Here is a 14,187-nt window from a genome sequence, read left to right on the forward strand (position 1 = left end):
AGAGATCCCTATGCTGATACTAGCATAGGGATTTTTAAATCTTCAAATAAAAATAACACTATAAATTATATATATCAGAGAATTCAATATTTATACTATTTAGAATATTCGATTTAGTAACTTCGTCAATAGTATAAATAGCATTTTCTTTTGAGTTGTTAATAGGTAAGGAGATAGTAAAGGTCGATCCCATATTTAATTGACTTACTAAAGATATAGTGCCGCCGTGAAGGTTTATAAGACCCTTTACTAAAAATAATCCGAGTCCACTGCCCTCTACATTTCTAGAAAGAGAGGTATCTACTTGACTAAATTTGTCAAATATATAGGCTTGATTCTCTTTAGATATGCCTATTCCATTGTCAGAAATACTTATATAAATATAGTCTGTATCATAAGTTATATTCACAAAAACATTCATTTTATTAGGTGTAAATTTAATAGCATTAGATAACAAATTTAATATTATTTTTTCAAATTTATTGTAATCAATGAGAGCAAACAATTCTTCACTATCAGTATCAAATATTATAGATATATCTTTAAATTTTATATACTCGTTAGCGGAGGTGCATAAATTCTCGATTACATCAACTACATTATAATTTTGCAAGTCTAATATTAAAGAACTATCATCTAAAGCAGAGATATCTAGGATATTGTTTATTAATCTTAGTAATCTTAAACTATTTTGATGTATGTCAGAGATTCTACCAGATACCTTTAAGTCATTTAAAGTAGTTTTCTCACTTTTAGAGTAAAGTTGCAATAACTGAGTTCCAGATAATATAACATTTAATGGAGTTCTAAATTCATGCGAGATATTATTCATAAAGTGATTTTTTAGTTGATTATATTTAAGTTCTTCTTCAAGCTTAATTTTTTCTTTCTTAGCTTGATGTTTTAATTTATTAAATTTTATTAGTTTAAATATAAGAATAGTAATTATAACTATAAATATTATTATTAGTATAGTTTTAGATAATTCAATCTTTCTTTTAGTTTTATTTATACATTTTTTACGGTAATTTCTATGATTTTTACATTTTTCATGGTTCATAGTTCTATAAGTTCTGTATTTGGAGGTTGAGGTTTTAGCGTATAAGTTTAGCATAAAAGAATTTTTTGAAAATTTATTTTGATAAGTAACTGTATTAGCTTTAGTAGAGGCAGGGAAAATGATAAATATTATAAAAATTAAAATTAAAATTAAAATTTTAATAATAGAAGAATATTTCTCTTTCATAAACATACCCCCTCTAAATTTTTAAGCATATTATACCACTTTCATAGTAAATTATTTGTATAATTAAGGTAGAAAAAATTTAATTTTTAAAAATTTATTTGATTTTACACAGTAAAAAATAACTTTATATAATTAAGTTTAATATTAACTTTAATTACATAAAAATATTTAGAGTTATAAATCACAAAAAAGAATATAAAATTAGCATTTATTCATTATTTTGACAGTTATTTCAAATATATTTTTATTTAAATTGGTGAATTATATGAAAAAAATATTTGACATAGTAATTAGACCATGATATTATAACTTTAATTTATTTACGAACTAAATTTGATGAAGAGAACAAGTAAGTTATGATATCTGTCCCACAGAGAGTTGGCATTATGCTGAAAGCCAATGTTCAGAACATATCTGAACATCATCTCTGAGAAGTAAAACTGAAGCTCACTTTAGGTAAGTTTTACCGGAGTTCCACCGTTAAAAGGAACGCGTATCATGTGTACGTAGCTGAGTGCTATAAACTAATATAGTATTTTTTGGTTTATAGAATTAGGGTGGTAACGCGAGTAAAACTCGTCCCTTTTATGGGACGAGTTTTTTATTTTTATATACTAGAAAATTATGGATTTTATAAGAGCATTAACAGTGAAGAATTTATAAAGTAAATAATTAATCTTACACTATAAATTACTTATCTATATATAATTAAACATTAAAACTTATAAATAATAGCGCTATTAATATATATTAATTTTTAACATGAGCATGTTGTAAAAACTAATTAAATTTTACAATCCAGTTCATGAAATAGTAATAATTAAAGAATAATTTCGGAGGTGGTATTAATGGAATGTGATATAGATATTAAAAACTATTATAAAATTAATGAGTTTATATATGTTTGGAGGCATAAAAATGGAAAAATTATCAAGAAAAGATATGATGCTTATTAGCTTAATGCTTTTTTCAATGTTTTTTGGGGCAGGAAATTTAATAATTCCCCCCTTTTTAGGACAATCAGCAGGTACTTCTATGGGAAGTGCTATTTTAGGATTTATTCTTTCAGCGGTAGGATTACCAATATTAGGAGTAATTATTGTTTCTAAAGCTGGAGGATTACATAATTTAGCTAGTCGAGTACATCCCTTTTTTGCATCTGTTTTTACAGTATTGATTTATGTAGCTATTGGACCTTTTTTAGGTATTCCTCGTGCAGGAAGTTTGGCGTTTGAAATGGGAGTAGCGCCTTTCTTACCAAATCATATAAACTTAAGTGGGTGGATTCTATTTTTATATACTTTAGTTTATTTTTTAATAGCCTTTTGGCTTAGCTTAACACCTTCTAAATTAGTAGAGCGTTTTGGTAAAGTTTTAACTCCTCTATTATTAATTCTTATTTCAACTATATTTATTTATAGTATATTTAAGCCACTAGGTAGTTTTGGTGCGCCAAGTGGAGATTATGCAAAATTTCCTTTCTTTAAAGGATTTTTAGACGGATATGTGACTATGGATACCATAGCTGCTTTAAACTTTGGAGTTGTAATTTCATTAACTCTTAAACAGATGGGCATTGAAAAAGAAAAATCTCTTGTTTCAAATTCAATACGTGCAGGGTTAATAGCTGGCTTTTTCTTAACTATTATATATATCATATTGGCAGTTTTAGGTGCTTCAAATCAAGGAAGCTTAGAAACTACAGCAAATGGAGCAGTAATATTAACTAATGTAGTATTATATTTATTTGGTAAACCAGGCGTTGTATTATTGGGACTAATATTTTCTTTAGCTTGCTTAACTACATCTGTTGGACTCATTACATCTTGTAGCCAATATTTTGCTTCATTAACACCAAAAATTTCTTATAAATGTTGGGTTACAATACTGAGTATATCAAGTATGATTCTTGCAAATATGGGATTAACCAAAATTCTTATAATATCAGTACCAGTTTTAACTGCTATTTATCCAATGGCAATTACCCTTATCCTTCTTTCTTTTGCTCATGACTTTTTTAAGGGAAAATCTAGTGTATATATGTGTAGTATGATTTTTGTATCCTTAATTAGCATTATTGAAGCTCTTAAACAATCAGGGGTTAAGGTTGATGTTATAATTAACTTATTTAAGCATCTACCACTTTACTCAATGGGACTTGGATGGATAGTTCCAGCTATAATTGGCGCTGCTATTGGATTTATATTCACTTTTTCAAAGGAAGAATTAGTTAATGTTGATATATAATTAAGGCATCATATAAAAAGCAGCCTAGCTATTTAACTAGGTTGCTTTAAAAATAATTGCCATCAATCGTCTATTGGTTAAAGTTATAAAATGAAATACTTAAGGATGCAATTATATTAGTTATACATTAATTTTTTAGACAGTTTATTTATATTCTTCTTTATACAAGTCTGAAAACTCTAAGTTAACTTTAGTAACAATATTTGAAGATAAATCTTTATTAGCTTCAATAGTACTATTTTCTAATATTGTTATAGGTAATTCAACTGTAAAAGTAGAGCCTTTATTCACTTCACTATCAACATAAATCTTTCCATTGTGAAGTTCAACTATTGATTTTACAATAGACAGCCCAATACCACTTCCATCAGCATTTCTAGATAATGAATTATCTATTTGAGTAAATCTTTCAAAGATAGAAGTTTGTTTATCTTCAGGAATACCTATTCCAGTATCTTGTACTATTATCAGAACGTTATCTTCCTTTAATTTTACATTAATAGTTATTGATCCACCAGATTTCGTGAATTTTATTGCATTAGATAATAGATTTAGCACAACTCTTTCAATTTTGTCATAATCTACTGCAGTGTATATTTCCTCTTCTTCAGTATCAAATATAAGAGATATGTTCTTATTTTCAACATAGTCTACTGTGCTTAAAACTATATTTTCAACTACTTCAACAATATTAATATTTTCAAGCTTTAAATTTAGAAAACCTGCATCTAGTTTAGTTATATCTATAAGATTATTTATAATTCTAAGTAGTCTTAGCCCATTTTGATTAATGTAAGAGATTTTATCCTTAGCTCTTTCATTCTTATATACTATATCTCCTGACTTTTCATAGAGCTCTAGTAATTGAAGTCCAGCAAGCATAACATTAAGAGGAGTTCTTAACTCATGGGATATATTAGCTAAAAACTCGGTTTTAATTCTATCATATTTAATTATTTCATTTAATTCTTGTTGGTCTTCTAAAGATTTTTTTCTAAGTCTAGTAGAATTAATAGATTGAAACATAGTAATAAGAAGGAATGTACAAATTAATCCTAAGATTAATGATTTAATTTCACTAGGCATATCGAAGGGAATTAGCGGCTTGTTTAATATAATACTATCCTCTGGCAAGTCTTTCATATCTATATCAAATTTTATTAACTCATCATAATTAAAAGTATATTTAGATGAGTTATCATAAAGTAAAGGCATGCTAGATAAATTTTCATTCATTAATATTTTTAAAGCAAGATTTCCGATTTGTGCTCCTTGTTCCTCAGGATTATAAACTTTTCCGCCTATTATGCCCTTAATGCCTATATATCTGTTCTTGAGAGTATACATAGGAAGAGTACTGATTTGTTTTAAATTTTCAACTATCTCTTTTGGTGATAAATATATATTCTTCTTATTTTTAAAATGTCCAGCTATTAAATTTACTTCATTAGAATTGGAAGGATGAATCTGTGATATAACATCTTCTATATAATCGGAGCAAATATAATTTAATTTAATATTGCTAAAATGCTCATCTAGTAGTAATACTTCGTCTAGTAGCAATTGAGAATATATATTGGCATTTAGTAATATGTTTATTTGTTTTGTTTCAGGATGCAAGTTGGAAATTAAATGTAATGTATCATCTAGTTGACTTTCTTTAGCAATACCTGAGAATAGATTATAAGGATACGATTTTAATTTAGTAATATCGTTTACGACACCAAAAATTACAGGTGTGTCCTTAAATAAATCTTCATAATAATTAGCAACAAAGTCTAGAGATTCATCATTGAGTACAATTATTAAATCAAATTTGTGATTTTGATATTTAGATTTCAAATAATTAGCTTTTGTATTTATATAGGAGAGATCTTTAGAACCATCTAGTTCTAAGTACTCAAAATTATATGTTATTTTAGTATATCTTTCGTCTAAAGTATGCTTTATTACATCAGAAATTTTAATAAATTTATAGTTTTCCTTATAATAAGATTGAAGTATAAGAATAGATTTAACTTGATTTAATTGCCCGGTATCACAATAGGCATAGGAAGAGGTATTTATTATATAAAACATTATAATAAAGAAAAAAATAAATATTTTTAATTTAATAAATCTAAAACACTTCATAAGACTATCCCCCATCAGTTCACAATATAATAATTATACCACTTTTGTTATTTTAAAGTATTAAATATTCGTAAAATTGGGAATTATTCAACAAATTGTCTTATATTAAAAAATTTGTTTTAATTTTGGATAATTGTGAAAAAACCATTCATAATCTTTAAATTATATAGGATAATATATAAATAAGTAGATTTTAATCTATCCATCAATAAAGTTGTGTTATTAAATTATTTTAGCTTACACTAATATAGAATGGACAATTGATAATTATGGTGGAAATTAATTTTACAAATTAACTTCTTCAAATAGTTTTTTAATAAAAGTGAATTGTACACTTTAAAAAGAAATTAATTCAAAACTTCTCTTTTAAAAGAGAAGTATCAATAATTCTCCATTGTCAATAGTCAATTTTCAATTTTCAATTATATAAGTTAGAAATTCAAATAACAATAACGTAATTATATAAAGTATAGATTAAATTTTAAAGTAGTGCATTTATAGAAATATGAGGTGATTGTATGTTTAAAATAATGGTTGTTGAAGATGATAAAACCATAAAGAATATAATATTAGAAAACATAATTAGATGGGGATTTACTCCTATTGATATAGATGATTATGGTGAGGTGTTTAATACTTTTATTAAGGAAGAACCACACTTAGTTTTATTGGATATAAATCTTCCATCTTATGATGGTTTTTATTGGTGTAATAAAATAAGGACAGTATCAAAAGTTCCTATTGTATTTATTTCTTCAAGAAATAGTAATATGGATATAGTTATGGCAATGAATATGGGAGGCGATGACTTTGTTCAGAAGCCATTTTCTATGGAAGTTTTAATGGCAAAAATTAATGCATTACTTAGAAGAACATATGATTATACTAATATAGAATCAAGCATTATCGAACATAGAACTGTAGTGTTAAATTTAAAGGATAATAATTTAATATATAATGATAAAAAAGTAGAGCTTACTAAAAATGAATTTAAAATACTTTATATACTTATGAAAAATAACGGAACTATAGTTAGCAGAGAAAAAATAATGAGGAAACTTTGGGAAGATGAAAGTTTTGTTGATGACAATACACTAACAGTAAACATAAATAGACTTAGGAAAAAATTATCAGACATAGACCTTGAAAATTTTATAGAAACAAAGAAGGGCCAAGGGTATGTAATATTATAAAAGGTGGTAAAATCAATGAAATTTAGGCATTATTTGTACGATAATATAAGTTTTATGGTTTATTATATAGGATTAATGGGTTTTATTACTATTTCCTTATATATAGATCCTAATAAGAGTATAACTGTAAATAATCTAATCTATATAAATATAGTAGCTTTTTCCTTTACCTTTATATATCAAGTATACAAATATATGAGTATTAGAAAATATTATAGTGAACTAAAAGTTATTGTAGATAACTATGTTCAAGACATTTCAAATACTTTACCAGAACCAAATAACTATGAGCAAAAAATTTATGTTGAGTTATTAAAAAAGATGTATGAAGAACAAAATGAAAAAATATATGAGCTTCGTCATGATAAAAAAGAAAATCAAGAATTTATAACCTCATGGGTTCATGAGGTTAAGGTTCCTATTGCAGCAAGTAGACTTATTATGGAAAATGATTTAGGGAAAAATATTGATGAAGTTACAGATATGCTAGAGGATGAACTTGATAGAATAGATAATTATGTAGAGCAAGCATTATATTATTCTAGAATAGATGATTTTTCTAAAGACTATTTTATTAATGAAATTAGTTTGATAAAAATAATAAAAGAGCTTCTAAAAAAGCATGCTAAAATGTTTATAAATAAGAAAATATCAATAGAGATAAAAGATGTTAACTTTGATGTATTAAGTGATAGAAAGTGGCTTAGCTACATAATTGAACAAATATTAGCCAATTCCTTAAAGTATACAAAAGAGGGTGGAGAAATAGTTATAACTGGGAAAGAAAAAGATGGAGATAAAGTTCTTATAATAGAAGATAATGGGATAGGTATAAAAAATGAAGATATAGGTAGAATTTTTGAAAAAGGTTTTACAGGATATAATGGAAGACAAAATTATAAGTCTACTGGAATGGGATTATATCTTGCTAAAAGAATGAGCAATAAACTAGGGCATGAAATAACTGTAGAATCAGAGTATGAGAAATATACTAGAATTAAAATTTATTTTCCTAAAATCACTAATTATTTAAATGTTACAAAACTGTAAGCTCATAACATGCTTTTGTAAGTTTAAAAAATTGTTTATAATGAATAAGTTTTATAAAATAAGCTTGTAAATAATAAATGCAAGCTTATTTTTGTGCATTAAGGAGATTATAAAAATAAAAAATTAAATTTGTAGATGATTTATAAGAAAATTAACGGCGAATGGCTTATAAGAATGAGTAGTTTTTAATTATTTATTTTTAGTTTAACAGAACTCTAAATTGTATACTGTTAGTTCTGTATTTAAAAAGTTGGAAGCTAGTTAATATATATTTTATAGAAGTTTTAGGAGGATAAATTATGAAAAATGTATTAACAGTAAAAAATGTTAAAAAAGTTTATGGTTCGAGAGGAAATGTATACACTGCTCTTAATGATATAAGTTTAGAAGTAGGAGAGGGAGAATTTGTTGGAGTAATGGGGCCATCTGGTGCAGGTAAAAGTACATTACTTAATATTATTTCAACTATTGATAAACCTTCTTCCGGTATAGTTAGTGTAGATGGAGACGATATAACAAAGATGAATGAAGATAAGCTATCTTCATTTAGAAGGGATAAATTAGGATTCATATTCCAAGATTTTAACCTTCTAGATACATTAACTGTAAAAGAAAATATAATATTACCATTAGCACTTTCAAAAGTTAATATAAGAGAAATAGAAAGTAGATTAAAAAGCATAGCACAAACATTAGGAATAGCAGATATATTAAATAAATATCCTTATGAAATATCTGGTGGTCAAAAACAAAGAGCGGCAGCAGCAAGAGCAATTATAACAAGTCCAAAGCTTGTACTTGCAGATGAACCTACAGGAGCACTTGATTCAAAATCTGCTACAGAACTATTACAATGTTTATCAGATTTAAATGAAAAAAATAACGCAACAATAATGATGGTTACTCATGATGCTTTTTCGGCAAGTTACTGTCAAAGAATATTATTTATAAAAGATGGTGTTTTATTTACAGAACTTGTAAGAGGAGGTTCACGTAAAGAGTTCTTCCAAAAAATAATAGATGTACTTGCGACTCTTGGAGGTGGAGACAAGAATGAACTTATTTAGTATTGCTATAAAAAATATTAAAAGTAATTTTAAAAATTATTTTCTTTATTTTGTATCGATGGTATTTAGTGTAATGATATACTTTACCTTTACATCAATACAATATAATGAACAAATTGTGGAATTAGTAAATAAAAGAGCAAAAATTATGGGGGCGTTTAATGCTTCGGCAGTAATAATATTATTATTTTCTGCTGTATTTATATGGTACTCAAATTCTTTCTTTACGAAAAAAAGGAAGAAAGAAATAGGATTATATTCAATGCTTGGGGTTAAGAAAAAGCAAATAGGAAGAATGTTATTTTATGAAACAATAGCAATGGGAGTTTTGGCATTGGCTGTAGGAATAGGGCTAGGTGGATTACTTTCTAAGTTCTTTATAATGATACTTGTTAATTTAATGGGATCAGCTATAGTTGTTAAATTCGCAATATCCATGAAGGCTATAATTCAAACATTTATAGTGTTTTTTATATTATTCCTTATAACATCAATACATGGATACTCATTAATATATAGATTTAAGCTTATAGAACTTTTTAAAGCTGAAAGTAAAGCAGAGGGAGAACCAAAGGCATCAATAATACTTGCAGTATTTTCAGTAATACTATTATCAGTTGCATATGCTGTATCTTTCCATATTTTCGAAGGTAATTTCTTACTAAGAATGATGTTTGTATTATTTGGATCTATTATAGCTACATACATACTTTTCTCATCTTTTATAGTATTTTTAATTAAAAAATCAAAGAAGAATAAAAGAAAATATTATAAAGGTATGAACATAATATCTACATCACAGCTTTTATATAGAATAAAAGGAAATGCAAGAACACTAGCTACCATAGCTATACTTAGTGCTACAACTATAACTACTATGGGAACAGCAGCAAGTTTTTATTATCAATCTGTGATAAAGACAAGAGACCAAGTTCCTTTTGATTATGCTTATAGTCATAATCAATATAAGGATATAGATAATGAAATTGAATCAATAATTAATAAATATGAAGATAATAAATTGAAGAATAAAATACAAGTAAAATTTATAGAAAAGGATATTAAATTACCTAATGTAATTAAAATGGCTGATAAGTCAGATGAAATGCAAGAAGCTTCTGTAAGTATAATTTCCGAAAGTAGCTTTAAAGAAATAGATAAAGCCTTAAATAACAAATTTAACTTTGAATTAAAAGACGATGAAATGGCGTATTTCCCTCAATTTTTTTCACCAGCACTTATGAGAAAGTTTGAAGGAGAAAAAGCTATAATTAACTTAAATGGACAATCTAAAGAGCTTACAGTAGCAAAATTTAGTGAAAAGCCATTAATACCTGTATATATGACTAATGAAATAGTAGTAGTTAAAGATGAGTTATATAATAAATTATATTCAAAAGACAATTTAACAACTATTAGTTTATTTAACGTAGAAAATTATTTAAAAGCAGAAGGACTTACTAATGAGCTTAAAAGCTTTATTGATTCTAAGAGCCTAGATAACGAATCTTATCTTCATGAATTTACTTCATTCTATTCTGTATATAAACAATCAATGGAATTTGGAGGGCTATTTATATTTATAGGAAGTTTCTTAGGATTAGTATTCCTAATTTGTACAGGAAGCATAATATTCTTTAAACAACTTTCTGAAGCTAGTGAAGAAAAGCCTAGATATATTATACTGAAAAAAATAGGAGTTAATCAAAAAGAAATTAAAAAGTCAATTGGTAAACAAGTTTTAGTAGTATTCTTATTACCACTTTTAATGGGAATAATGCATAGTTTATTCGCCTTAAGAATTTTAGATGGAGTTATGGGTGGATTAATGACACCAATAATGATAACTATAGTAGTGTATGTCATAATCTATTCTATATTCTATGTATTGACGGTAATATCTTATAATAATATAGTTAATGAAAAACGTTAATGTAGTAAATTTTAAGTTATTTATTAAGAGTATTTATCAGTTTTTGATAAATACTCTTTTTTAGGGAAAAATATTTAAAATTCTATATTGGTTGGTGTGTTATGAAATATAAAGGTTACAGTTATTATAAAGAATATAAAATTATAAATAGAACAATAGAACTAGAAAATTATAAGAGCAACGATATAGATAAAATATTTTTCTCTAATACTAAGTATGTTTCTTGTAATTTTTCTCATATAATTTTTGAAGGTATACAATTTTCTAACATGATATTTGAAAATTGTACTTTTGAATTTTGTAGCTTTTCTCATTGTAATATAATAAATAAAAGCTTTTTACAGTTATTATCTAGTGAAATTTTCAAATGCAGTTTTGAAAAATGCAATCTTAAAGGTATATATATTAAAAAGAGTAGATTTAAAGATGTAACTTTTAAGGATTCTTCTTTAAAGGGTGCAATTTTATAGATAATTGTTATAGTAGAGTAAGATTTATCGATGATTGTAATTTAATGGATTGCGTTATAAAAGATAGCAATTGCAGGTTTGACATATGTTTTATTAATAAAAAGTCCTATACAAAATTTAATTTAAATTCCCATGTTGGAAAGTTTAACTATGATGATAAGTATTATTACAAGGATGATAAATACTATGATAATGAAAAAAGATATAGAGATATCTGTAATACTTATTTATGTTTTGGAAGTCAATATTTAAAAAATGATATTAGGGTTAAACAAGGAGAATGCTTTTATGAGAGTAAGAAGGCACTCCATAAAACTTTAAGAGGAGTAAGAAAAATAACTTCTTTTTTATCTTATTATGTTTGTGGATATGGAGAGAAACCTTATCGAACTTTTAGCTTTTCATTAATAATAGTAATTTTTTGTGCTATATTATATATGCTTACAGGTTTACAGGGAAAAGATGAATTGATTTTGTATGGATTTAATGTAGGATCTAAAGGTATAAAGATTCTAATTAGAGATTTTATTTACTGTTTTCATTTTAGCTTAGTAACTTTTTCAACAGTAGGCTATGGAGATTTAGTGCCTTATGGTATTATGAGTACAATAATATCTAGTATTGAAATAATATTAGGTGTACTAATGATAGGAATTTGGACTTCAACTTTAGTTCGTAAAATGACAAGGTAAATATTATTTTTATCTATAGGTTATAATTTGTGAATTCTGCATTGGTTACGTTTTATATAATGTTATAATATAAGAAAGATATAATTAGGGGGTGAGGGTATGGAGCTTTCTAAGAAACAACAACAAATAGTTAATAGTAAATTTAATGGATGCTTGATAATAAAAGGTGAAGAGCATAGAGGTAAAACTATTACTGCAATACATAGGGCAATACATTTAAAAAATAACTATTGCTTATATAATGATGATAATATAATAATGATTATTCCTAATGACGAAGAAAAGGAAAATATACTAAATATTTACGAAAAAGAACAAGAATCTGGAATATTAACTTTATTTTCTTATAATAATCAAAGTTTTAAGGTGTTTACAATTAATGAAATAATAGAGTCAAAGTTTAAACAAATTAAAAGTAATAAGTCATTAATAGATGATAGTATTAGAGCTGAAGTTTTAAAAGAGTGTATTATAGAGCTGAAAAAACAGAAGAAAAGATCAAAGATACTAAAAGAAGAGTATATATCTTACTTTTTAGAAGAGTTTGATTATATAAAATCTAATATGATTTTTAGTATAGATGATTATCAGATATTTATAAGAAAAGGAAGAAAAGATACTATTTATAATGGCCCTAAGTCAGTACCTAAAAATTCTTCTACGAGAGAAGTGATATTTAACCTTATGGAACTTTATGATGAAGTTTTAGAAGAGAGAAATTTAATTGATTGTATTGGAAGAGAAACTTTGATATTAAGAAGTTTAAAGATAAATGACATAAAATCATACACTCATATAATTGTAGATAAACTTCATAAATACAGTAAATTACAATTAGAGATTATAAGGTTATTAAATAATAAAAAAGATTATACAAATTTTATTGTAACCTGGGATATAAAAGATATGTCAGAAAAAAACTCACTTGGAAATCGTGGCATTAAAATTAAAGATTTATTTTATGATATGAAGATTAAAACTATGGTATTGAAAGAAAAATTTAAAAGAGAAAATAAAATAGCTTCTTTTGATGTATCAAAGGATTATAAAAATAAAGAGAATATATTTATGGAAAGTTATGAGTTTTTTGATATAAGGCATAATAGAAAATTTGATTTTGCTATAGATACAAGCAGTGAGACAGATTTTATATTAAACCCTAAAGGCAAGGGTGAAAATTTACGGATAGATGACCTTCTATCTGTACCTATGTATAATGATATAGCGGCTGGAGAGCCTATAATGATTAATGAGGGAATTGAAGGTAACTTTTATCTCCCTAAATATTGGCTTAAAGGGATTAAAGATGCTTTTTTATTAAAGGTAAAGGGCGATAGTATGATAAATGCTAATATTAATGATGGAGATTATGTTGTTATAAGAAAGCAATATAATGCAAATAATAATGATATTATTGCAGTAGACTTAGATGGAAGTGCTACTTTAAAAAGATTAAGTATTAAAAAAGAAGGTATATTTTTAATGCCAGAAAATGATAAATATACACCAATTGTAGTAGATAATGAAAATACCACAATAATAGGAATAGCAATAGCAATAATAAAAAGGAATTAAAAAGTAGCAGTATTTTACTGCTACTTTTTATAAATAAATGCAATAAATGCTTTTATTTATACTAAAAAATGTTGAAAAAACTTATTATAATCTGTTATTAATTATGACTTATTATTTTATAAATAAGTTTCTTAAGTTTATTTTTTGTATAAATATATAAAACTGGTATTCCGTAGGCTAAAGAAAGAGAGGCTAAAGATTGTTTATCACAGTACCCTAAGAAAACTCCACATATTCCAAAGCTAAAAGAAAAAGAACCTATAAAAATTAGTAATACTATCAGTAAAAAAGTATACATTTTATTATTTGTAGAATTTAATTTAAAAATTATATATAAAATTACTATAGATAATAATACTAATAAAAGTGATGTAAAACTGTGAGTCATATTTAATGTGTCACATCCTTTGTATTTCTATGGTAATATATTATAGTTTTTTTTATATTTGGTGAGTGTTTTTATTGAATAATAAACTACTTTTAATAAGTGATAGAACTGAAGTAATAATTTAAAAATGAAATTATTACTTATATATTATATTTATTGTATAATTAAACTATAGTAGGCATCTTTAAAAAAA

10 protein-coding genes and 1 other annotated feature are annotated in these 14,187 nt (G+C 25.4%); of the genes, 8 read left to right on the forward strand and 2 right to left on the reverse strand.

Annotation, left to right across the window (positions count from 1 at the left end):
* Positions 1–58: 58 nt before the first annotated feature.
* Positions 59–1,246 carry a sensor histidine kinase gene (locus ACY1IQ_RS17050; protein ID WP_461615102.1) on the reverse strand — a complete coding sequence of 396 codons (1,188 nt, stop codon included), beginning with the start codon at positions 1,244–1,246 and terminating at the stop codon, positions 59–61.
* 327 nt (positions 1,247–1,573) lie between these two features.
* Positions 1,574–1,833: a binding site (T-box leader), on the forward strand.
* Positions 1,834–2,164: 331 nt separating this feature from the next.
* Here ACY1IQ_RS17050 and brnQ point away from each other — a divergent pair.
* On the forward strand, positions 2,165–3,493 hold the full coding sequence (brnQ, locus tag ACY1IQ_RS17055; RefSeq protein ID WP_461615103.1) for a branched-chain amino acid transport system II carrier protein: 1,329 nt from the start codon (positions 2,165–2,167) through the stop codon (positions 3,491–3,493).
* A gap of 144 nt (positions 3,494–3,637) precedes the next feature.
* Here brnQ and ACY1IQ_RS17060 read toward each other — a convergent pair whose 3' ends face one another.
* Complete coding sequence (locus ACY1IQ_RS17060; protein WP_461615104.1) at positions 3,638–5,626, reverse strand: ABC transporter substrate binding protein; 1,989 nt, start codon at positions 5,624–5,626, stop codon at positions 3,638–3,640.
* A gap of 518 nt (positions 5,627–6,144) precedes the next feature.
* Here ACY1IQ_RS17060 and ACY1IQ_RS17065 point away from each other — a divergent pair.
* From ACY1IQ_RS17065 to ACY1IQ_RS17095, 7 genes are all read left to right on the forward strand, one after another.
* Complete coding sequence (locus ACY1IQ_RS17065) at positions 6,145–6,819, forward strand: response regulator transcription factor (RefSeq protein WP_461615105.1); 675 nt, start codon at positions 6,145–6,147, stop codon at positions 6,817–6,819.
* A gap of 15 nt (positions 6,820–6,834) precedes the next feature.
* On the forward strand, positions 6,835–7,869 hold the full coding sequence (locus ACY1IQ_RS17070; RefSeq protein WP_461615106.1) for a sensor histidine kinase: 1,035 nt from the start codon (positions 6,835–6,837) through the stop codon (positions 7,867–7,869).
* Positions 7,870–8,168: 299 nt separating this feature from the next.
* Positions 8,169–8,936 (forward strand): ABC transporter ATP-binding protein, encoded by a 768-nt coding sequence (locus ACY1IQ_RS17075; protein WP_461615107.1) that lies wholly within the window; start codon positions 8,169–8,171, stop codon positions 8,934–8,936.
* On the forward strand, positions 8,923–10,869 hold the full coding sequence (locus ACY1IQ_RS17080) for an ABC transporter permease (RefSeq protein ID WP_461615108.1): 1,947 nt from the start codon (positions 8,923–8,925) through the stop codon (positions 10,867–10,869). Before ACY1IQ_RS17075 ends, ACY1IQ_RS17080 begins: the two co-directional genes overlap by 14 nt.
* A gap of 101 nt (positions 10,870–10,970) precedes the next feature.
* On the forward strand, positions 10,971–11,339 hold the full coding sequence (locus ACY1IQ_RS17085; RefSeq protein ID WP_461615109.1) for a pentapeptide repeat-containing protein: 369 nt from the start codon (positions 10,971–10,973) through the stop codon (positions 11,337–11,339).
* A 44-nt stretch (positions 11,340–11,383) separates the two neighbouring features.
* Complete coding sequence (locus ACY1IQ_RS17090) at positions 11,384–12,031, forward strand: ion channel (protein ID WP_461615110.1); 648 nt, start codon at positions 11,384–11,386, stop codon at positions 12,029–12,031.
* Between the two features lie 99 nt (positions 12,032–12,130).
* On the forward strand, positions 12,131–13,606 hold the full coding sequence (locus tag ACY1IQ_RS17095) for a LexA family protein (protein ID WP_461615111.1): 1,476 nt from the start codon (positions 12,131–12,133) through the stop codon (positions 13,604–13,606).
* Positions 13,607–14,187: the final 581 nt, after the last annotated feature.

This window comes from Clostridium sp. Marseille-QA1073 (assembly GCF_054863625.1).